This window comes from Sphingobium sp. PAMC28499, from assembly GCF_004795815.1.
GTDB lineage: Bacteria > Pseudomonadota > Alphaproteobacteria > Sphingomonadales > Sphingomonadaceae > Sphingobium > Sphingobium yanoikuyae.
Genome location: NZ_CP039248.1, coordinates 4664701 through 4688615 on the forward strand (window position 1 = coordinate 4664701; position 23915 = coordinate 4688615).

Sequence of the window (23915 nt, forward strand, 5' to 3'; positions counted from 1 at the left end):
CTCCTAGGACAGGTTAGCGGGCGGGTTCGAGCACCAGGTGCCCGACCGCGGTGTTGGAAGCGGGAACATGATAATGGCGGTGCAGCGGCCGGACCTTGTCGCCCAGCGCGCCGCGCATGATCAGCCACATGACCATCTCGATCCCTTCGGACCCGGTCTCGCGCAGATATTCGATATGCTCGATCGCGCGCAGCGCCTCGCCATCGTCGCTCTGGCTCATCAGGTCGAGGAAACGATTGTCCCACTCGGCATTGATGAGGCCGGCGCGCGGCCCCTGAAGCTGGTGGCTCATGCCGCCCGTGCCCCAGATCTGCACGTTGAGATCCTCGGGGAAGCTGTCGACTGCGCGGGCGATCGCCTCGCCCAGCCGCCAGCAGCGATTGCCCGACGGCGGCGGATAGGTGACGACATTGACCGCGACCGGGATCACCCGGCACGGCCAGGCGTCGGGCTGGCCGAACATCAGGCTCAACGGCACGGTCAGGCCATGGTCGACATCCATCTCGTTGATGATGGTCATGTCGAATTCATCGAGGATCAGGCTCTGGGCGATATGCCAGGCCAGGTCCGGCTCGCCGATCACGTCGGGCACCGGGCGCGGCCCCCAGCCCTCGTCGGCCGGCTTGTAGCGTTCGCCACAGCCGATCGCGAAGGTTGGGATGATCTTCATGTCGAAGGCGGAGGCATGGTCATTATAGACCAGGATCACGACATCGGGCTTTTCCTGCGCGATCCATTGCCGCGACCAGTCATAGCCGGCGAACAAAGGCTGCCAATAGGGTTCGGCGGTTTTGCCCAGATCCATGGCAGCGCCGATGGCGGGCACATGGCTGGTGGCGACGCCGGCAGTGATGCGGGCCATCAGCGTTTCTCCTTGATGGAGCGGACGCCCTGAGGCGAGCGGCCGCCGGCGATCATCATCGCCTGATAGTCTTCCGGGCTCATCCCGGTCATGGTGCCGACCGCCTGCAGGAAGCTGAGGCCGTCGGTCGAGAACACCTTGGCGAGGAAATAGATGTTCCCGCCCAGGTCCAGGCAACGATTATAGTCGCGGTCCAGGATCGCCTGTTTCTGCGCCTCGGTCATCGGCCATTCGTCGATATAAGCGCGCTCGCCGGCCAGCCAGCGGACGCGGTTTTCCGCCTTCATCAGGCTCATCGCGAACTGGTTCATCCAATAGCCCTGACGCGCCCGCGCCGCCGTATAGACGCGGGTGCCGGGGATATCGTCGAACTCGGCGAGATATTCGTGGATATCGATGCTCATCTCATCCTCTCTTGGCATCCATCCCCCGGCCCTTCCTTCCAACAAAGGACCGAGGGATGGATGCGCCCCTCCGCGGGGATAGGTTTACAGGCCGCGCGCCTTCAATTGCGCGTCGAGCCGGGGGAAGACCCGGCGGGCATTGCCCTCGAAGATCGCGGCACGCTCGCCCTCGCTGATGTCCAGCGCGTCGACATAGCGCTTGGTATCGTCGAAATAATGGCCCGTGGTGGGATCGATGCCGCGCACCGCGCCGACCATTTCCGACCCGAACAGGATATTCTTGTTGTCGATCACGTCGGCCAGCAGGTCGACGCCCGGCTGATGATAGACGCATGTGTCGAAGAAGATGTTGTTCATCAGATGGGTCGACAGGTCGGGCTTCTTCAGCATGTCGGCCAGACCGCGATAGCGGCCCCAATGATAGGGCACCGCGCCGCCGCCATGTGGGATGATGAACTTGAGGGTCGGGAAATCCCTGAACAGGTCGCCCTCCAGCAACTGCATGAAGGCGATGGTGTCGGCCGCGATATAATAGCCGCCGGTCGCGTGCATCGCCGGATTGCAGCTGCCCGACACATGGATCATCGCCGGCACGTCCAGCTCGACCATCTTCTCGTAGAAGGGATACCAATATTTGTCGGTCAGCGGCGGATGCTGGAAATGGCCGCCGCCCGGATCGGGATTGAGGTTGCAGCCGATAAAGCCCATGTCGACGCAGCGTTCCAGCTCGGCAATGCTGTTCGCCATGTCCGCCTTGGGCGACTGGGGCAGCATGCACACGCCGACGAAACTTTCGGGGAACAGGCCGACAACGCGCGCGATCAGGTCGTTGCAGCGCATCGCCCATTCCTTCGCCACCGCCGCGTCGCCGACATGGGGGGCCATGGCCGAAGCGCGCGGCGAGAAGATGGTGAGGTCGGCGCCACGTTCCTTGATCAGGCGCAACTGGTTCGCCTCGATCGTCTCGCGGATTTCGGCATCGCTGATGTCGGGATAGGCGGGGGCCGGCACGCCCGCCTTGAATGCCGCCTTCTGCTCCTCGCGCCAGGCGTCATGCCCCTTGGGCAGCACGGTATAATGGCCGTGGCAGTCGATAATCATGGTCATGCCGCGTCGGCCTTTCCTGTCTGTTCTGCTTTTGCTTGGATGATGCTGTCGATCTTGGCGCCCAGCCCTTCGGGCGGCGTCTTGAGGCCCAGCGTGCCGATCGCCTGCTGGCGCTCGACCGTACCGCGCGTCATCGCGGAACCGGTGCCAAGGCCGTCGAGCGTCTTGACCACCTCCTCCATCTCGGCCGCGCGGCGCAGCCCGTGAACCATCATGCGGTCGAGATTATAGTCGGCCCGGATATCCCAGGGGCGCGGCTTCTCGCTGGCGTCGAGCGATCCGATCACCTCGTCCAGCACGCCCGCCGCATCGGCCGCCAGCATGCACTCGGCGGTCAGCGCCTCCAGCCCCTTGACCATCACCGACCGGATCATCTTGATCGAAGACGCCCGGCCGACGGCCTCCCCGACGACGCGGATATGGGTGAAGCCCAGCCGGGCCAGCCCTGCCCGCGCGGCATCGGCATGGGCCCCGCTGACCAGCAGCGGCACGTTCAGCCGGGCCGGATCGACCGGCGCCATGACGGCGACGTCGACATAATGGCCACCGGCCGCCTCGATCGCGCGGGCCGCCGCCTGCTTGGTCTGCGGCGCGACGCTGTTGAGATCGCAATAGAGGGCGCCGGGCGCGATATGGGCGGCGGCAGCCTGCGCCACGACGAGCGCCTGATCGGCGGTGACGAGCGACAGGATGAAGGGGACGGGCGCGACGGCATCGGCCAGCGTCGGCACGGCCCGGACGCCGGCCCTGGCACAGCGCGCCAGCATCGCGTCACGCGTGGCGCCGGCATCCGTCTGGATATCATAGACGCGCGCCGCGTCGATCCAGTCCCCCGCCATCGCAAAGGTGGACCCTGCCTCGCCAAATCCGATCAGACCGATTTCCTGCTCCATGTCGGGTTGGATGACGGATCAAGCCTGATGCCGCCAATCGAATCCGCTGGACCAGTATAAGATTTTACGAATTCATATGTGCCGCAGCCTGATCGATCGCGGCCATGAATTGCTGCTGCAACCGGGTCGGGCGCCAGTCGGCCCGCGTCGTGAGGCCGATGGTCCGGCTGATCGCGCCGGGTGCCGGGCCGATATCGATCAGCAGCCCCGCCTCCAGTTCCAGCGCCAACTGATCGTGCGACAGCAAGGTCAGATACTCGCCGCCGACCAGCAATTGCCGGATCGTCATCACCGATCCGCATTCGATCGGCACCGCCGGCAGATCGCCGCCGAGCGCCGCGAACATCGCCTGCCACAATTGCCGCAGCGGCGTGCCTTCCGGCGGCAATATCCAGGGATAGCGGCGCAGCGCATCAGCGTCCCAGCCCGCCGCCAGCGCATGGCCGCGCCGCGCCAGGATGGTCGGCCGATCCTCGAACAAGGGCCGTTGCGTCAGGTCCAGCGCCATCGCCGGATCGCGCAGCGCGCCGACCATCATGTCGATTTCGCCATCGCGCAGCGGGCCGACCAGTTCGGCATGCGATCCTTCATGGACGCTGATGTCGACCAGCGGAAAATCGGTGCGGAACCGGGCGATCGCATCGGGGATCAGGCGCGCGCGCGACAGCGGCATCGCGCCGACCAGGATGCGCCCCCCCTCCTGCCCGCGCAGGTCGGCCAGATCCTCCAGCCCCTGCCGCAATTCCGCCAGCGCCAACCGCAGCCGATGCGCCAGCACCGTTCCGGCCCTGGTCAGCATCACGCCGCGCCCGCGCCGGTCGACCAGCCTTTGCCCCAGGGCCAGCCCCAGATCGCCGACCGCCCGATGCAGCGAGGGTTCGGCCACCCCGGTCGCCACCGCCGCCGCCGCATAGCTCCCGCCGCGCGCCAGGGCGACGAAGGCGCGCACCTGCGCCGCCGTCACCCGGTTGCTGCCAATCAGGCGCAGGGCCGCATCGATCCGGGGCTTCAGCCGCTCCGCCGGCTCCAGCGCGACCATGCCGCCGGGCTGGCGCGCGAACAGCGGCAGGCCCAGTTGCGCCTCCAGCTTGGCAATCCCCTGGGTCACCGCAGGCTGGGTCAGGTTCACCGCGCGCGCCGCCAGGCTGACGCTGCCAAGCTCCACCACGGCCGCCATCGCGGCCAGATGTCGGATATTGAACTGGTCGGGGCTCATGTCCAACACTTAGCAAAAATTTATGCACTGGTTCCAGTTCGGATTTGAGCATCGCGCTGCACCTGTCCACATCGCTGTCAACTTATGCGCTAGGAGAAGGCTTGATGTCCGGCATTGTCGTCCAGAATATCGAACGGGCGGACCTCGCCGTCATCGATGGCCTCGCCAAGGCGGGCGTCGCCACCGTCCATGAAGCGCAAGGTCGCAAGGGCCTGCTCGCCCCCTATATGCGCCCCATCTATCCGGGCGCCCGCATCGCCGGCAGCGCAGTAACGATCTCTGCCCCGCCGGGCGACAACTGGATGGTCCATGTCGCGATCGAACAGCTGAAGGAAGGCGACATTTTGCTGCTCGCCCCGACCAGCCCCTGCACCGACGGCTATTTCGGCGACCTGCTCGCCACCTCCGCCCAGGCACGCGGCTGCCGTGGCCTCATCATCGACGCGGGCGTGCGCGACGTCCGCGACCTCAAGCAGATGAACTTCCCGGTCTGGTCCAAGGCGGTCCACGCCCAGGGCACGATCAAGGGCACGCTGGGATCGGTCAATATCCCGGTTGTCTGCGCCAATGCGCTGGTCAATCCGGGCGACGTGATCATCGCTGACGATGACGGCGTGTGCATCGTGCCGCGCGCCGACGCCGCCGCCGTGCTGGAAAAGGCGCAGGCCCGCGAAGCCGCCGAGGAAGCCAAGCGCGTCCGCCTGGCCGCCGGGGAACTGGGCCTCGACATATACAATATGCGCCCGCGCCTGCAGGAAATGGGCCTCAAATATGTCTGACGTCCCGACCAGCGCCCGCGTCATGTGGATGCGCGGCGGCACGTCCAAGGGCGGCTATTTCCTTTCGGAAGACCTGCCCGCCGACAGCGCCGCGCGCGACGCCTTCCTGCTGCGGGCCATGGGATCGCCCGACCCGCGCCAGATCGATGGCATGGGCGGCGCCGATCCGCTGACCAGCAAGGTCGCGGTCGTCAGGAAATCCGATCGGGAGGGCGTCGATGTCGACTATCTCTTCCTTCAGGTCTTCGTCGATCAGGCGATCGTCAGCGATGCGCAGAATTGCGGCAATATCCTCGCTGGCATCGGCCCCTTCGCGATCGAGCGTGGCCTCGTCGCCGCGCAGGACGGCGAGACCCGCGTCGCCATATTCATGGAGAATACCGGACAGATCGCGATCGCCACGGTGCAGATGCCCGGCGGCACAGTCCGCTATGATGGCGAGGCGAAGATCGACGGTGTGCCCGGCAGCGCCGCGCCGATCCCGCTGGAGTTTCGCGACACCGCCGGCTCCTCCTGCGGCGCGCTGCTGCCGACCGGCAACGCCTTTGACGAGGTGGAGGGCGTGCGCGTCACCCTGATCGACAATGGCATGCCCTGCGTCGTCATGAAGGCGCAGGATGTCGGCATCACCGGCTATGAGGACCGCGACACGCTGGACAAGGATGTTGCGCTCAAGGCCCGGATCGAGGCGATCCGCCTTGCCGTCGGCGAACGGATGAACCTGGGCGACGTGCGCGAAAAGTCGGTGCCCAAGATGATGCTGGTCGCCCCGCCGCGCGATGGCGGCGCGATCACAGTGCGCAGCTTCATCCCGCATCGCGCCCATGCCTCGATCGGCGTGCTCGGCGCGGTCAGCGTCGCCACCGCCTGCCTGATCGCGGGATCGCCCGCAGCCGAAGTCGCCTCGATACCATCGGGCAACCGCAAGACACTCTCGGTCGAGCATCCCTCCGGCGAGACGACCTGTGTCATGGAACTGGACGAGAGTGGCGCGGTGATCAGCGCCGCCATGCTGCGCACCGCGCGCAAGCTGATGGATGGAGAGATTTTCGCATGACCGCCCCTGAACTTGGCCGCATCATCAGCTGGCACGGCAATCCGTCCAAACCGCGCTACACCCCGCCGGCCGGCGCGATCGACGCCCATTGCCATGTGTTCGGCCCGATGGCGCAATTCCCTTTCAGCGCGAAGGCGAAATATCTGCCCGAGGATGCCGGTCCGGACATGCTGTTCGCGCTGCGCGATCATCTGGGCTTCGCCCGCAACGTCATCGTCCAGGCCAGCTGCCATGGCACCGACAATGCCGCGACGCTGGATGCCATCGCCAAATCGAACGGCAAGGCGCGCGGCGTCGCCGTGGTCGATCCGGCCATTTCGGAAGCCGACCTCGCCGCCCTGCATGTGGGCGGAATGCGCGGCATCCGCTTCAATTTCCTCAAGCGCCTGGTCGATGACGCGCCCAAGGACAAGTTCCTCGAAGTGGCCAAGCGCCTGCCCAAGGGCTGGCATGTGGTGATCTATTTCGAGGCCGACATCCTCGAGGAACTGCGCCCATTCATGGACGCGATCCCGGTGCCGCTGGTGATCGACCATATGGGCCGTCCGGACGTGACCCAGGGGCCGGATGGCGCCGACATGAAGGCGTTCCGCGCCTTCCTCGACAGCCGTGACGACATCTGGTTCAAGGCGACCTGCCCCGACCGTCTGGACCCGACAGGTGACCCGTGGAACGCCTTTGCCGATGCCGTCGCGCCGCTGGTCACCGACTATCAGGATCGCGTGCTGTGGGGCACCGACTGGCCGCACCCGAACATGCAGGATGCGATCCCCGACGACGGCCATCTGGTCGACATGATCCCGCGCATCGCCCCGACGGTGGAATTGCAGCGCAAGCTGCTGATCGACAACCCGATGCGGCTTTACTGGCCCGAGGAATTATAAGGCAACAGCCGGTTTCCAACCAGCGCACGGCCGCTCCGTCTGGGGCGGCCGGTTGCATTTGCGCAACATGCCTTCCGCAAATGCAAGTCAACAGAATTGCGAACGAATATCAATATCGCTATGGGCGCCCCATAAACGAGTCACGGGGGATCCCATATGAAGAAGTTCATCGCATTGAGCGGCGCGGCCCTGATCGCGCTGTGCCATGGCACCGCCTGGTCGGCAGAGGCGGCCGCTGCGGACGCCCCCCGCACCGACGAAGACAGCATCGTCGTCACCGCCGCGACCACCGGGTCCAAGACCGACACCGCGCTGGTCGAACTGCCCCAGCCGATCAAGGTCATCACGTCCGAACAATATCTGTCGCAGGGTGCGATCAGCATCAGCGATACGGTGAAATATGCCGCCGGCGTGCTGGCCAACCCCTATGGCCGCGATACCCGCGTCGACGGTTTCAACGTGCGTGGCCTGGACGCGCTGCAGTTCCGCGACGGCATGCGCGACATCTTCAGCTATTATGCGTCGATCACGTCGGACCCCTATAATTTCTCGCGCGTGGAAATCCTGCGCGGCCCGGCATCGGTGCTGTTTGGCCAGGGATCGATCGGCGGCCTGGTCAACCTGGTCAGCAAAACGCCCGATTTCACCACCCGCGGCGAACTCAACCTCGTCTATGGCAGCTATGACCGCAAGGAAGCGATGGGCGACGTCAATGTCGCGCTGGCCGACAATCTGGCGGTGCGCTTCGTCGGCCGCGTCCGCGACGCCGACACCTATGTCGACCATGTCCCCGACGACCGCGTGATGTTCGCGCCCTCGATCCGCTGGCAGCCGACGCCCGATACCGACATCGTGCTGACCGGCCTCTATCAGGAGGATGATACCGGTTCGACGTCGCAGTTCCTGCCGATCGTCGGCACCTTCATGCCCAACAATGTCGCGGGCGAGCAGCTGGATCGCTACACCTTCGTCGGCAAGGCCGGCTGGGATCGTTATGATGGCCGGTCGCTGCAGGGTGGAGGCTCGATCACCCACCGCTTCTCCGACAATGTGAAGCTCAGCCTCAAGGCGCGCTATATCGACAGCGACCTGGAATATAACACCCATTATGCCGACAGCTATACCAACCCGCAGGATCCCTTCTCGGTCTATGGCACCGACGGGCGCACCATCGCGCTGACGGCCGACGCCAGCGACGCGCGGATGAACGTCTTTTCGACCGACAACAACGTCCAGTTCAATTTCAACACCGGCGCCAATATCGAGCACAAGCTGCTGGTCGGCATCGACTATAGCTGGAACAAGGTGTCCAAGCGTTATGCCGGCGGCTATGAACTGGTCGACCTTTACGACATCGATTATGATGCGCTGGCGACCTATGATCCGACCGGTCCGTTCACCAGCGACAGCCAGAAGCAGCTGGGCGTCTATGTCCAGGATCAGATCCGCTTCTATGACCGGGTATCGGTCGTGCTGGGCGCCCGCCGCGATCGCGTGACTGGCTCTTCGGGCCAGAAGGACAATGCCACCACCTTCCGCGCCGGCATCATCGGCGAAATCGGCGCCGGCATCTCACCTTCTTCAGCTACACCGAAAGCTTCCTGCCGGTCGCCGGCCGGATCGACAATGGCGATGGCAGCTATGGCGATGCCTACAAGCCGCAGACCGGCACCCAATATGAAGCCGGCGTGAAGTGGCAGCCCGCCCCCAGCACCCTGGTCACCGCCACCGTGTTCAAGATCAAGGAGCGCAACCGCGTCCTCTATCTCGCAGCGGGCGGCACCGAACAGTCGGGCGTGCTCAACACCAAGGGCTTCGAGATCGAGGCGAGCCACACCCTGCCCGGCAATTTCGAACTGCTGGCCAATTATGGCTATTCGAAGCTGAAGTCGGAAACCAATACCAGCCTCGACTATATGCCGCGCCACACCGCGTCGCTCTGGTCCACCAAGACCTTCGGCCTGGCCGACGAGGCGCAGCTGCGCCTGGGCGGCGGCGTCGTCTATAGCGGCAAGAGCGTGTCGACCAGCGCGATCTGGTCGATCGTCACGCCGTCGCGCACCACCGTCGACGCGCTGGCGGAAATCACCTGGCAGGACTGGCGCTTCGCGCTCAATGCGACCAACCTGCTCAACAAGAAATTCTACGCGTCCTGCCTGGCGCGTGGCGACTGCTTCATGGGCGCGCCGCGCAACGTCATGGGCACGGTCGGCTTCCGTTTCTGAGGAGAGAGACTATGCTGAAATGGACTAGTGCGCTGCTGGCGATCGCCTGCCTGCCCGCAATGGCGCAGGCGCATGAAGTGTGGGTCGAGCGTGACGGCGCCGGCCCGGCGCGCATCTATCTGGGCGAACCGGGCGACCCGCTGCCCGAGGGTGGCGATCCCGAGTTCGAGAAGCTGAAGGCGCCCAAGCTGGTGCCCGCATCCTCCGCCGCGCAGGTGCGCAAGGCCGGCTATATCGAGGTCGCCGTGCCCGCCGGCGACGTGCGCGTGATCGACGACAGCGTGTTCGATCCCTGGGGCGAGGAAGGCAAGAAGGAAGGCGTGATCTATTATGCGCGCGCCGGCCGCAGCGAGGCCAAGGCCGGGATGCCGCTGGAAATCGTGCCGACCGCTGCGGGCGCCAACAGCTTCACACTGGTCCGCGACGGCAAGCCGCTCGCCGGGGTCAAGGTGACCGCGATCTCGCCCGACAAATGGTCGAAGGGCTTCGTCACCGACGCCCAGGGCCGCGTGACCCTGCCGATCAGGGAAAAGGGCCGCTATATCCTGACCGCGACGCAGGAGGAAAAGGGCGACCTCAGCCTGCGCGGCGCCAAGGTGGCGACACTCTACAACATCGCGACGCTGACCTTCGTCAATAACTGACACTGGAGCGGCGCGGGCCATCGCCCCGCGCCGTTCCGACCTTCAAGGTCAGGCCGCCGCCCCCTTGAGGAAGCGGATCATGGAAGAGAAATCCTTGGCACCAGCCCCCGTGTTGACCAGCGTCTGGTAGAGCGACTCTGCCGCCGCGCCCATCGGCACGCTGGCGTCGACGCCATGGGCAGCCTCCACCGCGAGCTTGAGATCCTTGAGCATCAGCGCATTGGCGAAGCCACCTTCATAATCGCGGTCGGCCGGCGTTTCCGGGCCGACGCCGGGCACCGGGCAATAGCTGGTCATCGACCAGCTCTGCCCCGACGCCTTCGATGAAATGTCGAAGAAGGTCTGGAGATCGAGCCCCAGTTTTTCAGCGAGGGCGAAGGCTTCGCAGGTGGCGACCATGGTGGCGCCCAGCAGCATGTTGTTGACGATCTTCGCCGCCTGCCCCGCACCCGCCGCGCCGGCATGGATCACCGCCTTGCCCATCGCCTGCAAGATCGGTTCGGCGCGGGCAAAGGCCGCATCCTCGCCACCGACCATGAAGGTCAAGGTACCGCCATTGGCAGCGGCAATGCCGCCCGACACCGGCGCATCGACCATGGCGAGGCCATGTTCGGCCGCCTGTTCGATGACGGCACGGGCGGAGGCGACGTCGATGGTCGAACAGTCGATCAGCAGCGTGTCCGGCCCGACCGCGCCCAGCAATTGTTCGCCATAGACGGCGCGGACATGCTTGCCGGCGGGCAGCATGGTGACAACGGCATTGACACCTTTAACCGCTTCCGCGGCAGACGCGGCGCGGGTGCAACCGGCCGCCTCGGCACGAGCCAGTGCGGCTTCGGACAGGTCGAAGGCGGTGACGTCATGCCCCGCCTTCACCAGATTGGCGGCCATGCCGCCGCCCATATTGCCCAGGCCGATGAAGCCGATGCTGCTCATGTCCGTCCTCTCTTTCTATCTATTCTGTCAGGCGTCGACCGCCGCCTGGGGCAACGGGGTCCAGCGCTCGCCTTCGGGCAGCGGCGCGAAGATCGCGTCGACCAGCTGGTCGGTCACCGCCTCCACCGTCGGCGGATTCCAGCGCGGCTGATTATCCTTGTCGACGATCAGCGCGCGCACCCCTTCGACAATATCGGGCCGGGCGATGATGCGACAGGCGAGGTCATATTCCATCGCCATATTGTCGACGAAGCGGGTCAGGCAGCTGGCCTGCGCCAGTTGCCGCAGCGCGACCTTCATCGTCTGGGGCGATTTGGTGTCGAGCGCGGCAAGCTGCGCCTGCGCCCAGTCCGATCCGTCGGCGCGCAAGGCGGCATAGATGTCCTCCAGCCGGTCGCTGGCGAACAGCCGGTCGATGTCTGGCAGGCGGGCGGCGAAATCACTGTCGGGCGGGATGGCGGCGAAGCGCGCCAGCACGGCGCCGATATCGGAGGGGTCGGCGATGATCGCGGCCTTCGCCTCCTCCAGCCGATCGCTCGGCAGATAGTCGGTGGCGAGGCCGAGCGCGATCGCATCCGCCCCGTCGATCCGCGCGCCGGTGACGGCGAGATAGCGGCCCGACCGGCCCGGCAGGCGCGAAAGATACCAGCCGCCGCCGACGTCGGGGAACAGGCCGATGCCGGTTTCGGGCATGGCATAGACGGTGCGTTCGGTCGCGACACGATGGCGCGCCGGCTGGGCGATGCCGACGCCGCCGCCCATGGTGATGCCGTCCATGAAGGCGATCACCGGCTTGCCATAGGTGAAGAGCAGATGGTTCAGGCGATATTCGGTCGCGAAGAAATCACGCGCGGCGAGATTATCGCCAGCAGCGCTTTCCGCGATCAGGCGGATGTCGCCGCCGGCGCAGAAGCCGCGCCCTTCGGCATGGTCGATCATCACCACGCGGATCGCCGGATCATCCTGCCAGGCCAGCAGCGCGTCGGTCATGGTCGCGCACATGGCGCGGGTCAGCGCATGGATCGCCTTGGGCCGGTTCAACCGCAGGCGGCCGACGCCGCCTTCCACCGCAATCAGCACATCGTCGGTCATGGTCATCCCCTTCAGGCCTTCAGCAATTCGCGGGCGGTGATCATGCGCATGATCTCGTTCGTGCCCTCCAGGATGCGGTGGACCCGCAGGTCGCGCCAGATACGCTCGACCGGATAGTCCATCAGATAGCCATAGCCGCCATGGAGTTGCAGCGCGCGGTCGGCCACGGCCGAACCGGTGTCGGTCGCAAAGCGCTTGGCCATGGCGGCGAATTTGGTCTTGTCGGGCGCGCCTTCGCTCACCTTGGCAGCGGCGAGATAGAGCAAGGCACGGGCGGCCTGAAGCTCGGTCTCCATATCGGCCAGGGTGAACTGGGTATTCTGGAAATCGGCGATCGCGCGGTCGAACTGGCGCCGCTCGCGGGTGTAGCCGACCGCCTCATCCAGCGCGCGCTGGGCACCGCCGAGCGAGCAGGCGCCGATATTGAGCCGCCCTCCATCGAGCCCGGCCATGGCGATGGCGAAGCCCTGCCCTTCCGCGCCGACGCGGTTGGCGACGGGTACGCGGACGCCATCGAAATTGACCTGAGCGGTGGGCTGCGAATGCCAGCCGAGCTTGCGCTCCTGCGCGCCGAAGCTGACGCCTTCCATGTCCTTTTCGATCACCAGACAGCTGATGCCCTTGGGGCCATCCTCGCCGGTGCGGACCATCACGACATAGATGTCATTTTCGCCGCCGCCCGAAATGAACGCCTTGGAACCGGTGACGACATAATGGTCGCCATCCCGCACCGCGCGGGTGCGCAGTGACGCCGCATCGGAGCCGGCAGACGGTTCGGTGAGGCAATAGGAAGCGATCGTCTCGCAGGTGACGAGCGACGGGAGATAGCGCTGTTTCACCGCATCGTCGCCGAAGCGGTCGATCATCCAGGCGGCCATATTGTGGATCGAGATGAAGGCCGAGGTAGAGGGACAGCCATAGGCCATCGCCTCCATGATGAGCGCCGATTCAAGCCGGCCAAGACCGATGCCGCCGCTCTCTTCCGACACATAGATGGCACCGAAACCCAGTTCAGCCGCCTGGCGGATGGTGCCGCGGGGGAAGTGATGCTCCTCGTCCCACTTGGCCGCATGGGGCGTGATCGCATCGGCGGTGAAGCGCTGCGCCAGTTCCTGCACGGCGCGCTGCTCGTCGGTGAGGTCGAACTGGGTCATGGGGCTTGTCTTTTCCTTATTGGCGTCATGCCGGACTTTATCCGGCACCCATTAGCGCGACGGGGATATGCAGCGTCAACCTGAAGCACCATGACCGGGGAGGCATCATCGCCTCCCCGCTCCTCTCACCCCATGGTCGGGATGACGAAGGCGCTGTCGTCGGTGGCGCCGCCGTCGGGCCAGCGCTGGGTTACGGTCTTCACCTTGGTGAAGAACTTCACCCCTTCCATGCCATGCTGGTTGGTGTCGCCAAAGGCGCTGCGCTTCCAGCCGCCAAACGTATGATAGGCGACCGGCACCGGGATCGGGACGTTGATGCCGACCATGCCGACATTGACCCGCGCGGCAAATTCGCGCGCGGCATGGCCGTTGCGGGTGAAGATGGCGACGCCATTGCCATATGGGTGGTCGCTCGGCAGGCGCAGCGCGTCCTCGAAGCTGTCGGCGCGCACCATCTGGAGCACGGGGCCGAAAATCTCCTCCTGATAGCTGCGCATCTGCGGCGTCACCCGGTCGAACAAAGTCGGGCCGACGAAGAAGCCCTGTTCATGGCCCTGCAGCGTGAAGCCGCGGCCGTCGACCACCAGTTCGGCGCCTTCATCGACGCCCATCTGGATATAGGACTCGATCTTTGCCTTGTGCGCGGCGGTGACGACCGGGCCATAATGGGCGTCGGCATCGGTCGAGACGCCGACCCGCAGCGCGTCGATCGCCGGGATCAGCTTCTCGCGCAACGCGATCGCCGTCGCTTCGCCCACCGGCACCACCACCGGCAGCGCCATGCAGCGCTCGCCCGCCGAACCGAAGGCCGCGCCGGCCAGGTCATTCACCACCTGGTCGAGATCGGCGTCCGGCATGACGATGCCGTGATTCTTGGCGCCGCCCATCGCCTGGACGCGCTTGCCCGCCTCGACACCGCGACGATAGACATAATGGGCGATGTCGGAGGAACCGACGAAGCTGACCGCCCGGATCTCCGGATGATCCAAGATCGCATCGACCATTTCCTTGTCGCCATGAACGACCTGCAACACGCCGTCGGGCAGCCCGGCCTCCCGCATCAGTTCGGCGAGGCGCACGGGGACGCTGGGGTCGCGCTCGCTGGGCTTGAGAATGAAGGCATTGCCGCAGGCGATGGCGACGCCGAACATCCACATCGGGATCATCGCCGGGAAGTTGAACGGGGTGATGCCGGCGACCACGCCCAGCGGCTGGCGCATCGAATAGACGTCGATGCCGGGGCCGGCGCCCTGGGTATATTCGCCCTTGAGCACATGGGGGATGCCGCAGGCGAATTCGATCACCTCCAGCCCGCGCTGGATATCGCCCTTGGAGTCGGCGATCACCTTGCCATGTTCGGAACTGAGCAGATGGGCAAGCTCGTCCATATTCTGTTCGACCAGCGTCTTGAACGCGAACATGACGCGGGCGCGGCGTTGCGGGTTGGTCGCGGCCCAAGCCGGCTGGGCGGCAAGTGCGGCAGCCATGGCAGCGTCCAGGTCGGCCTGGGTGCCGAGGCGCAACTGCGCCTGCACACCGCCATTATTGGGGTCGAAGACGTCGCTGGTGCGGCCGCCGTCACCCGCCGAATGACCGCTGATGACATGATCGATGATACGCATGGCCCATCCTCTCCAATATGCTTTGGAGCGCGCTGCGATCACTCTGAAGCAAGTCGCGCGCTCCAACTTCTTTTGTCGCATCGTTTGAAGCGGAAAACCGGTTCCCACTTTTCCGCACGATGCTTTCACCCCGCCTTGCAGGATATCAGAAATGCAGGCAAGCTGACGGATATGCATATCCATCCTGCAAAAACGCCGTGCCGATGAACTGGGATGACTTGCGCCTGTTCCTGGCGGTGGCGCGCACCGAGCGGCTGAGCGCGGCGGCGGCGATGACCAAGATGGACGCCACGACCATCTCGCGGCGGATCAAGCGGCTGGAGCAGGCGCTGGAGCAACGATTGTTCGAGCATACGCCGGCCGGCCATGTGCTGACCGACCATGGCACCCGCCTGCTGGAACAGGCGGAGCGGATGGAGGCGGCGGCGCTCGGCGTGCAGCGGAGCGGCAGCGCGGCCGGCGCGCAGATGGCGGGGACGATCCGCCTGAGCGCGTCGGAGGGCTTCGGCAGCCGGGTGATCGCGCCGCATCTGCGCAGCTTCACCGCCGATCACCCCCGGATCGAGATCGACCTGGTGGCGTCGAGCGGCTTCCTCAACCCCTCCCGGCGCGAGGCGGACATTGCGGTGATGCTGGCCCGGCCCAAGACCGGCCCACTGATCACCCGCAAGCTGACCGACTATCATCTGGGCCTCTATGCGACGCCCGCCTATCTGGAGGGTGCGCCGCCGTTGAAGGCCAAAGGCGACCTGCTCCGCCATGTGCTGGTCGGCTATGTCCCCGATCAGATCTATGCGCCCGAACTGCGCTATCTGGCGGAGGTCGATGCCCGGCTGGAACCGGCGATCCGGTCGAGCAGCATCAATGCCCAGGCGGAGATCATCGCCAGCGGCGCGGGATGCGGCATATTGCCCTGCTTCATCGGCGACGCCATGCCGGGACTGGTCCGCGTCCTGCCCGAGGCGGTCGATATCCAGCGCAGCTTCTGGCTGGTGGTGCCCCGCGACCTGCGCGGCATTGCCCGGATCGACCAGTTTGTCGGCTGGTTGGTGGCGACCAGCGAGAGGCTGCGACCGGTGATGCTGGGCGTTGGTTAGGACTGCGGGATCGCCGTGCGGCCGATCCGGGACCGCTCGAACCACCAGAGCAGGGCACTGGCGATCAGCCAGCCGATGAGCCAGGGCCAGGACGGGCCGGGAACGGATCGTGCGGTGGTGGTGGTGCCGCTCTTCTGCTCGGTGCCCCGCAGCAGGGCCATGGCCTGACGCATCTGCGCGGCCCGCAGGGTCGGCAGGGCATTGGCGGGGTAGATGTAGAAGGCAGCGGACGAACCATCCGCCCGGCGTAGCTGGTGCCAGCCCACCCGATCGGGCCACCAGGCGGCGCAATCGCCGGTCGCCGGATCGACTGCCAAGGGAGCGCCGTCGATATGGGCGCCGGGCTTCAGGCCGCACAGGCTGATCCGTTCGCCCACCCAGGCCGGGCCGGTGAAGGCGGCAACAGACCCCGGTGCCGGGCGCACCACAGCGGTCATCATCCGCCCCCACCAGTCGCCATAAAGATCGCCCCGGCCGCTCAGCACCAGGCCGAAACTGTCGAGGCCGGTCCAGACCGCGACCCGCCCTGCCCCAAGTGCGCGCCAGGCGGCGAGCGGCGTGCCGGCGGCGTCCTGCACCAGTGGCACCGCGTCGCGGCCGGTCGGGACGCCATCCATGCGGGTCGCTTCGGGCAAAATATCGTCGCCGATATTGAGGTCCGCGGGGATATCGGCGCTGCCGATGCCGGCACGGGTGCGGGCGCGATCGGCGGCCAGCGGCGCCGGCAGGGCGATCGGCGCGACGCCATTGCCGCCGGACAGATCGAAACCCAGCGCACGCCACTGGCCGCGCAGCGCGCCGTCGGCCGGGCCGCTGCCGCGTAGCAGCAGGCCCATGCCGCCGCGCACCGCTTCCAGCACCGCGCCGCGTCCGCCGCCCAGACCGGCCCAGGCGCGGTCATCGGCGACCAGCAGGTCATAGCGGCGCAGGCTGGCGGCGTTGATCGCCACCGGTGCGTCGCCCAGCGCGATGCCGCCGCCCGCGCTCATATTGACGGTGACGGCATAGCCGGCGTCGGCCGCCCAGCGGCGCAGATATTTGACCTCTGGCCCCGGCGCCCCGGCGAGGATCAGCAGGCGCGGCGCGGCATCGCCCTCGATCCGCAGCGGCACCACCGTCTGTTCGACCAGCCCGCCATCGGCACGGCGCAGGCGCAGGGTGAATTCGGCGGTGCCGGCGGCGCGCGCGGTCCCGATCAGGCTGAAGCGGCCATCGGCATCCACAGCGGCGGCATCAGTGACGCGCCCGGCGGGATCGAGCAGTTCGACCTGCGCCTTGGATAGACCAGCCACCTGTCCGCCGACGGCGAAGGTTGCGCCCGGCGCAACCCTGTCGGGCTTGGCCAGGGCGATCAGGCCAGGACGGGACGGTGGCGGCGTGTAATCGATCGCAAGCCCCCTCGCCGCATCGCGGTCGCGGGCAACGAGGCCCTGCCCCAGGATGACGAGGCGGCGCGTGTCGGGATAGCGGCGCAGCGCGGTCGCCAGATCGGGCACCGCCTGCGCGCCCGCCATGTCCGGCGCTTCGGGCAGCGCGACCAGATGCGCGCCCTTGCCGGCCGGGGCGAAGCGCCAACTACCCTGGGTCGCGACGGTCAGGGTGCCGCCTGCCACCGGCAAAGCAGGTGGAAAGAGGCCGAAATAGAGGAGCAGCGCGACAACCGGCTGGAGCAGCAACAGGGCTGCGAGGCGCCAAGGCCGTGCGCCCAGATTACCGGCCGAACGCTGCCACAACAGCAGCCTTCCCCAGCCGACCAGCACAGCCGCGCCGAGGAGCAGCGCGGTGATGAACTGCGCGTTCATGGTCGTCCCCCGATCGCGCCGAGATAGCGCGCGCCAGCAGCGTCGGAAGGCCGCCGCCGCGCCACGCCGCCCTGTGGCCGCTCCATCGCCATCCACAATTGCGCGCGCAGCTTGTCGCGACAGGCGGCGCAGGCCGGATCGCGCCGCACGGCGTCGATCGCGCCGCTCAATGCCAGCGGATCGGGCAGGCGCGCCGCATTACTGCGGGCCCAGCCCTCCAGCGCATCGAGCGGCACCGATCCCTGCGCCAGCCCGCGCCAGGCGGCGGCGGCCGGGCCGTCATCACCCTCGACCGCGACCAGCGGCTCGAAATGGCCGGCTATCCCCTCGCGCTTTCCGGTCATGCGCCGGGCGGGGTCGATCGGCGGCAATTCCGGCCCAACGCGCGACAGGAAGATGCGGGTCGCCTGCTGCACTTCCTTGATGAAGCGCAGCGCCTTGTAGGCGAACGGCAGGGCCAGGTCCGGCCGCCCCTGTTTCAGCTGCATTTCCGACTGCCACATTTCATCGACCGCCTGTTTCAGGATCGCGCGGGTTTCCGGGTCCAGGCTGGAGGCGGGCGATTCATCATGCGGATGACCGAACTCGGCGAGCACATCCTCCTTCTCGCCAAAGACATTGGGCGCCGCGACCGGCGGACCATGATCATGGCCGTCACCCTCGCTATGGCCATCCGCATCGGCGGTCGGCAGGCTGGGTTCGCCTTCGCTCTCGCCGCCCAGGAACTGGCTGTAGCGGCCGCGCAGGATTTTCTGGTCATTACCGATGCCGTTGGATTGCGACAGATATTTGTCGGCCGACAGGCTGCGCTTGCGCTTCAGCAGCGCCTCGGCATCGATGATGATCTGGCGCTGGCTGCGGAAATAGGCCGGCAAGGTGGTGTTGACCATGCCCTGCAGGCCGCCGCTCTCGGGGGCCTTGGCCGCGGGCCAGCGCAAGATGACGCTGGGGCCGCGCACCTCCTGCGGCGACGGCGCGCGATTGTCGCGCACGATGATCTGCACCACCATGTCGCCGCCGGCCGAAAAGCCGAGCGCGCCGAAATCGAGGCGCGGGGCAAAGCGCCGGTCGCGCGCCGGGCCGGAGCCGGACACGGCGATCTCGCGCTCGGTGAAGCGGATATTCTCGCCCTCGCCGATCGCCAATGTGACGCGCAGCCGAGCGGTGGCGGCAACGCCATAATCGTCGGTCGCGGCGAAGACGGGCGTCCAGCTACGCTGGCCCGGCGTCACCATATTGAGGCTGGCGGCGGGCGCGATCAGCTTCACCTGCGGCAGCGCATCGGCCACGCCGTCGATCCGGTGCAGCGGCGGCAAGGGGCCGCGCCCGGATGCCGGGTCGACGCGATAGAGGAAGGAGGCATCCAGCGTGCGGCTGGCGATCCAGTGCTCACCATCACGGCGCAGCGCAATGCCCGCCCCGCCCAGCGGCAGCAGCGCCGGCGCGCTTGCCTGCGGGTCGAAGCGGAAGGTCCATTCGAGCCGTGACCCGAGCGGCGCGCGCGCATCGAGCTTCGCCTCGTCGCGCAGCGGCAGGCCGGTATAAGCGGGCGGGATGATGCGCAGATTCTGGGCGACAAGGCGCGGAATGCCGGGCCTTGCGGCTATGCCCTCGGCGGCGGGCGCCAGCACGACGGGTTTGTCGCTGCCACGGGGCCAGAGCAGGAGAGCGGCGATGCCGAGCAAAGCCACGGCCCAGAGTGCGATAATCATGCGGCGCGACCAGTCCGGCGCCAGTTCGTCCGGCATGCCCTGCCCCAGCCGCTGGTCGAGCCGGCTGCGTTGCAGCCGTTGCAGCGGCCCCAAGCCCTGCGGATCGGCGAACAGCAGAGCGCTGCTATCCTCCAGATCGGCGCGGCTGGCGTCGAGACGCCGGACCAGCCAGACCTGATCGAAGCGCTGGGCGCGGCGGACGATGAGGGCGCCAAGCAGGCCGGCCCCGAGCAGCAACAGGATTGCGGCCGGCACCAGTCCGGCCAAGCGCCAGACCAGCGCGCTCACCAGCAGCAGGACCGGCAGGCCAAGCAGCAGCGTGTCGAGCCGCACGCGCCGACGACTGGGCGTCAGCCAGATGGAGAGCAAGGCGTCGGCGCTCATGGCGCGATCGCCCGTTTGCGGCGGGTGGCAAACCAGCGTTCGACCAGCAGCAGCGCGGCGATCAACAGCGCCAGCCAGGGGCGCAGATCGGCTGGCGGCTGCGGGTAGGCACGTCCACCGGTCAGCGGCGCATAGGCGGCGGCATCCGCGCGCTGCGGCGCCATGCTGGGCGGCTGGATCAGCGCGCGCAGGCGAACGGGGAAATCCGCCTCCAGCAATTGCGGCATCTGCGCCGGCTGCAATGGGCGAATGAAGCGGAGCAGCCGGCCTTTGCCGATCGGCATCGCCTCCACCAGCGGCCGGGCAAGATCATCCTGCCATAGGGGCGCGGGAGCCGCGCCCTGTGGCAACAAGGCGTCCGACGCGACGATCGCCTGCCCGCCTTGCGCGATCCAGCGTTGCAGCGCTTCGGGCAGACTGCCCGCGCTCATCCAGAACAAGATCTTGTCCGAGGGCGGCAGTGGGGCGTTGAGCGCGCCGCTGTCGACATCGGCCGACTTGCCTGCGGGTTGCCATGCGAGTGCTGCGGCATTGAGGTAGCGCAGCCCGGCGGCATGGCCTGCGTCGGCGCGTATGGCGATCGACGGCAGCTGTACCGCCACCGACTTGCCCGCCGGCATCGCGCCGGGGACGATGCGCCAGTCGACCTTGCGCGACAAACGCGGCCGCTCGGCGTCGGCGCCTTGGAGGATCTGCGGCACGATGATGGTGAGCGGCGCGCCCTGCGGCAGCTCGGCGTCCAGCTGGCGCACCAGACTGGCGAGCGGGATGGCGTCGGTCGCGAGCGGCTTGCCCGCTTCGACGCGGGGATAGCCGGGCGCCAGCCAATGCACCCTGCCCTCGGCCAGCGTCTTGTCATCCACCGCCGCCGGATCAACGCCGGGCGTCAGCGCGACATAGGGCTGCTTGCTCGCCGCGCCGAACAGCACCGGATGGGCGAGCCACAGCACGACCAGCGCCAGCAGCGCGAGGCGCAGGGCGAGCAACAGCCATTCGTCGAACCGTAGCCGGGACCGGGGCTTGGGCTTCTGCCGCAGCCAGCGCAGCGCGGCGAAATCGGTCGGCAATTGCTCGCTGCGCCGGGCGATATGGATCGCGAGCGGGATCAGCAGCGCCAGCAGGCCGGCCAGCGCGGCGGGGAGCAACAAGGCGGGCGTCATGAATATTCGGCCGCGTCATGGGCGCCGAACAGGCGGCGCAGCGGCATATCGATCGGCTCGTCCAGCACATGGGTCGCACGGCGGATGCCGACCGCATCGAGCCGCGCATGCAACTCCGCCCGCGCCTCGCCGAAGCGGCGCAGAAATTCGGCGCGCAGCGCGGCGCCATCCCCCAGCAGTTCCTCACCCGTCTCCGGATCGCGGAAGCGATAGCCGCCGTCGAACGGGAAATCGCGTTCACCGACCGTCAGCATCTCGATCACCAGAACCTCGCGCCCGGCCGCTGACAGTTTCTCGACCAGATCGATCGCGCCGGGCTCGAAACAATCGCTGAGCAAAATCACCAGATCATGCGCGCCGATCCGCTCCCAGAGCGGCCCCAATTGCGCTTCGGCGGCAAAGCCCCCTTCGGCGCGCAGCGGCAGCATGTCGAGCAGCAGCCGGTCGCGCTGGCGCAGGCCGGTCGCGGGCGGCAACAGCCGCAGGCCCGTGTCGGAGAGCGCCATCCAGCCGAAGCGATCCCCCTGCTGCATCGCCAGTTCGGCGATGCTGGCGGCAATCCCCTTGGCCGCATCGAGCCGGCTATAGTCCGGGCAGCTGGCATCGCTCTGCCCCATCGAGGCGCTGGCATCCATCAATATCCAGACCGCGACCGGGCTTTCCCGCTCGGCTTCCCGGACGAAGAATTTGTCCGACCGGGCATAGAGTTTCCAGTCGATCTGGCGCAGTTCGTCGCCCGGCTCATAGGCACGATATTGCGCAAATTCGAGGCCCGCGCCCCGGCTATGGCTGTGGTGGAGGCCGAGGCCATGCGATCCCACCGCCCGGCGCGTGAGCAGGCGCAGGCTTTTGAGCCGGCTGCGCACATCTGGGGGGATGAAATCGGCCATGGCGTCTTGTCCGGATCAGCCGAGCGGCACGGCGCGAACGAGCGCGGCGACGACATCGTCGGCACTCTTCCCTTCCGCCTCGGCCGCGAAGGACAGCAGCAGGCGGTGGCGCATCACCGGCCCGGCCAGCGCGACGATATCCTCACGCGTCGCGGCCAGACGGCCCTGGAGCAAGGCGCGCGCCTTGGCCGCCAGGATCAGCGACTGGCCGGCACGCGGGCCGGCGCCCCATTTCACATATTTGCGGATTTCCTCCGGTGCGCCCTCGCCCGGACGGCTGGCGCGCACGATGCGCGTCACCCAGCGCAGCAGATCCTCACCGAAATGCACGTCGCGCACCAGTTTCTGCAGCGCCAGCACCTCCTCACCCTGCATCACCGCCGGCACCGCGCCCGGCTTGGCGCCGGTGGTCTGGGCGAGAATGTCATACTCCTCCTGCTCGGTCGGATAATCGACGCGGATATGGAGGAGGAAGCGGTCAAGCTGCGCCTCGGGCAGCGGATAGGTGCCGGCCTGTTCCAGCGGATTCTGTGTCGCCAGCACGAAGAAGGGCGAAGGCAGCTGATAGGTGGTGCCGCCATAGCTGACGGTCCTCTCCTGCATCGCCTCCAGCAGCGCGGCCTGCGTCTTGGGCGGGGTGCGGTTGAGTTCGTCGGCGAGCAGCAGGTTGGTGAAGATCGGCCCCTTCTGGAATCGGAAGCTGCGATGGCCGGTCCCATGATCCTCCTCCAGCAATTCGGTGCCGAGAATGTCGCTGGGCATCAGGTCGGGGGTGAACTGCACCCGACGGAAGTCGAGCTTGAGCGCTTCGCCGAGCGAGCGGACCAGCAATGTCTTGCCGAGGCCCGGCACCCCTTCGAGCAGGCAATGGCCGCCGGCGAGCAGGCCGATCAGCAACTGTTCGACCACCGCCCCCTGCCCCACGATCGCCTGGCCGATCGCCGCGCGCAATTCGCCCAGGCGCGCCAGTTTCTGCTGGATTTCCGCTTCGCTGATATCGGTCATTCCTGTTTCCTTATTGTCGGCTTTCGGCCACCAAATTCCTCCCCTGCAAGGGGAGGTGGCAGGCCGCAGGCCTGACGGAGGGGTGTCCCCCTCACGATAGCTTCACACCCCTCCACCGGCTTCGCCGGTCCCCCTCCCCTTAGAGGGGAGGAATGATGACGCCACCGTCACGACGACAGCGCGTACATCACGATATTGACAGCGAACTTGGTATTATCCTCGGCCAGGAAGCGCTTGTTGCGCCAGTCATAGTCCCACTCGCAGCCATAATCCTTGTTGCTGTAGAGAACGCCCAGGCGGCCATTGACCTCTATGCCCTTGAGATAGTCGTGGACCAGATCGTCGCCCCAGCCGTTCAGCTCCAGCGCGGTATTGGGCGGCCCGTCGAACTTGAAGAAGCTGCGATAGACCGGATGGGCCTTGGGCAGCGTCTTCAACGCCTTGGGACCGAAAATCTTGGCCATCTGCGCCTCGAACGAACGAGCGAAGAGGCCGTCTATGTCATGGTTGCAATCGTCCACCAGGACGAAGCCGCCATTGCGGACATAGCGCTCGAAATTGCGCCGCTCGGCCTCCGAAAATTCGACCAGCTTGTGCCCCGCCATGTAGCAGAAGGGCGCGGTCAGCATCTTCGGGTCCGAAAGGGCGATGACATGCTCCTTCGGATCGACCCGCAGCGTCGTATAATCGATCAGCGAGGTGATGAGGTTGGACGGCATGCGCTGGTCGACATCCCAGTCGCCTGAATCATAGCGCAGCCGCGTGAACCAGAAATCATAGCCTCCCGCGGCGGCAAGGGGGCGGGCCAGCATTGCGCCAGCCAGACCGCCCGCCATCAACCGAAGAAACTCGCCGCGTGTCATCACATCCAATCACATAGGGATTTGCATGATCCTCCCCTGGAAGGGGAGGTGGCTGGCGAAGCCAGACGGAGGGGTGTCCCGCTATCGATAGGGTGACACCCCTCCACCATTGCTTCGCAATGGTCCC

Annotated in this window: 20 protein-coding genes and 1 pseudogene; 6 read left to right on the plus strand and 15 right to left on the minus strand. The window is 66.7% G+C overall.

Features of this window, described 5'->3' with window-relative positions; translation table 11 throughout:
• Window positions 1–13: 13 nt before the first annotated feature.
• The 5 genes from E5554_RS21985 to E5554_RS22005 all read right to left on the minus strand — a co-directional run bounded on the left by E5554_RS21985 (window position 14) and on the right by E5554_RS22005 (window position 4482).
• Window positions 14–862: a class III extradiol dioxygenase subunit beta gene (locus E5554_RS21985; RefSeq protein WP_048937639.1), complete on the minus strand. Its 849-nt coding sequence runs from the start codon at window positions 860–862 to the stop codon at window positions 14–16.
• Window positions 862–1266 carry a protocatechuate 4,5-dioxygenase subunit alpha gene (ligA, locus tag E5554_RS21990; protein ID WP_004208430.1) on the minus strand — a complete coding sequence of 135 codons (405 nt, stop codon included), beginning with the start codon at window positions 1264–1266 and terminating at the stop codon, window positions 862–864. Before ligA ends, E5554_RS21985 begins: the two co-directional genes overlap by 1 nt.
• An 84-nt stretch (window positions 1267–1350) precedes the next feature.
• The gene (locus E5554_RS21995) at window positions 1351–2373 is read right to left on the minus strand and encodes an amidohydrolase family protein (protein WP_136188089.1); all 1023 of its coding nucleotides are present in this window, start codon (window positions 2371–2373) and stop codon (window positions 1351–1353) included.
• Window positions 2370–3266 carry an NAD(P)-dependent oxidoreductase gene (locus E5554_RS22000; protein ID WP_136188090.1) on the minus strand — a complete coding sequence of 299 codons (897 nt, stop codon included), beginning with the start codon at window positions 3264–3266 and terminating at the stop codon, window positions 2370–2372. The genes E5554_RS21995 and E5554_RS22000 overlap by 4 nt, the downstream gene beginning before the upstream one ends.
• Before the next feature lie 64 nt (window positions 3267–3330).
• Complete coding sequence (locus E5554_RS22005; protein ID WP_136188449.1) at window positions 3331–4482, minus strand: LysR substrate-binding domain-containing protein; 1152 nt, start codon at window positions 4480–4482, stop codon at window positions 3331–3333.
• Between the two features lie 104 nt (window positions 4483–4586).
• Between E5554_RS22005 and ligK the strand changes: the two genes are divergently transcribed.
• The 5 genes and pseudogenes from ligK (at window position 4587) to E5554_RS22030 (ending at window position 10071) form a co-directional block, all read left to right on the plus strand.
• The gene (gene ligK / locus E5554_RS22010; protein WP_037520103.1) at window positions 4587–5261 is read left to right on the plus strand and encodes a 4-carboxy-4-hydroxy-2-oxoadipate aldolase/oxaloacetate decarboxylase; all 675 of its coding nucleotides are present in this window, start codon (window positions 4587–4589) and stop codon (window positions 5259–5261) included.
• Window positions 5254–6318: a 4-oxalomesaconate tautomerase gene (locus tag E5554_RS22015; protein WP_136188091.1), complete on the plus strand. Its 1065-nt coding sequence runs from the start codon at window positions 5254–5256 to the stop codon at window positions 6316–6318. The genes ligK and E5554_RS22015 overlap by 8 nt, the downstream gene beginning before the upstream one ends.
• Window positions 6315–7202, plus strand: coding sequence for an amidohydrolase family protein (locus E5554_RS22020; RefSeq protein ID WP_136188092.1), 888 nt, complete (start codon window positions 6315–6317; stop codon window positions 7200–7202). The genes E5554_RS22015 and E5554_RS22020 overlap by 4 nt, the downstream gene beginning before the upstream one ends.
• A 156-nt stretch (window positions 7203–7358) precedes the next feature.
• A pseudogene (locus E5554_RS22025) lies at window positions 7359–9427 on the plus strand (TonB-dependent siderophore receptor).
• Between the two features lie 11 nt (window positions 9428–9438).
• A complete protein-coding gene (locus E5554_RS22030) occupies window positions 9439–10071 on the plus strand; it encodes a DUF4198 domain-containing protein (RefSeq protein ID WP_072893776.1) in 633 nt (210 codons plus the stop codon).
• Between the two features lie 48 nt (window positions 10072–10119).
• Here the strand turns inward: E5554_RS22030 and mmsB are convergent, their stop codons facing one another.
• The 4 genes from mmsB to E5554_RS22050 form a co-directional block, all read right to left on the minus strand.
• Window positions 10120–11007 (minus strand): 3-hydroxyisobutyrate dehydrogenase, encoded by an 888-nt coding sequence (gene mmsB, locus E5554_RS22035; RefSeq protein WP_136188093.1) that lies wholly within the window; start codon window positions 11005–11007, stop codon window positions 10120–10122.
• A 27-nt stretch (window positions 11008–11034) separates the two neighbouring features.
• Complete coding sequence (locus E5554_RS22040; RefSeq protein ID WP_210729783.1) at window positions 11035–12099, minus strand: enoyl-CoA hydratase/isomerase family protein; 1065 nt, start codon at window positions 12097–12099, stop codon at window positions 11035–11037.
• A gap of 11 nt (window positions 12100–12110) precedes the next feature.
• A complete protein-coding gene (locus E5554_RS22045) occupies window positions 12111–13253 on the minus strand; it encodes an acyl-CoA dehydrogenase family protein (protein ID WP_136188095.1) in 1143 nt (380 codons plus the stop codon).
• 125 nt (window positions 13254–13378) lie between these two features.
• Window positions 13379–14875, minus strand: coding sequence for a CoA-acylating methylmalonate-semialdehyde dehydrogenase (locus E5554_RS22050; RefSeq protein ID WP_136188096.1), 1497 nt, complete (start codon window positions 14873–14875; stop codon window positions 13379–13381).
• Window positions 14876–15078: 203 nt separating this feature from the next.
• Here E5554_RS22050 and E5554_RS22055 point away from each other — a divergent pair, with 203 nt between their 5' ends.
• Window positions 15079–15972, plus strand: coding sequence for a LysR family transcriptional regulator (locus E5554_RS22055; RefSeq protein ID WP_136188097.1), 894 nt, complete (start codon window positions 15079–15081; stop codon window positions 15970–15972).
• On the opposite strand, the gene E5554_RS22060 is transcribed toward E5554_RS22055, so the two are convergent.
• The 6 genes from E5554_RS22060 to E5554_RS22085 all read right to left on the minus strand — a co-directional run bounded on the left by E5554_RS22060 (window position 15969) and on the right by E5554_RS22085 (window position 23788).
• Entirely contained in the window at window positions 15969–17774 is a 1806-nt protein-coding gene (locus E5554_RS22060) for a carboxypeptidase regulatory-like domain-containing protein (RefSeq protein ID WP_136188098.1), read from the minus strand. The two genes, E5554_RS22055 and E5554_RS22060, sit on opposite strands and share 4 nt — an antisense overlap.
• Window positions 17771–19870, minus strand: coding sequence for a DUF4175 family protein (locus E5554_RS22065; RefSeq protein WP_136188099.1), 2100 nt, complete (start codon window positions 19868–19870; stop codon window positions 17771–17773). Before E5554_RS22065 ends, E5554_RS22060 begins: the two co-directional genes overlap by 4 nt.
• On the minus strand, window positions 19867–21030 hold the full coding sequence (locus tag E5554_RS22070; RefSeq protein WP_136188100.1) for a BatA domain-containing protein: 1164 nt from the start codon (window positions 21028–21030) through the stop codon (window positions 19867–19869). Before E5554_RS22070 ends, E5554_RS22065 begins: the two co-directional genes overlap by 4 nt.
• Entirely contained in the window at window positions 21027–21920 is an 894-nt protein-coding gene (locus E5554_RS22075; protein ID WP_136188101.1) for a DUF58 domain-containing protein, read from the minus strand. Before E5554_RS22075 ends, E5554_RS22070 begins: the two co-directional genes overlap by 4 nt.
• A 15-nt stretch (window positions 21921–21935) precedes the next feature.
• The gene (locus E5554_RS22080; RefSeq protein ID WP_136188102.1) at window positions 21936–22925 is read right to left on the minus strand and encodes a MoxR family ATPase; all 990 of its coding nucleotides are present in this window, start codon (window positions 22923–22925) and stop codon (window positions 21936–21938) included.
• Between the two features lie 167 nt (window positions 22926–23092).
• Window positions 23093–23788, minus strand: coding sequence for a DUF4159 domain-containing protein (locus E5554_RS22085; RefSeq protein ID WP_136188103.1), 696 nt, complete (start codon window positions 23786–23788; stop codon window positions 23093–23095).
• Window positions 23789–23915 lie beyond the last annotated feature (127 nt).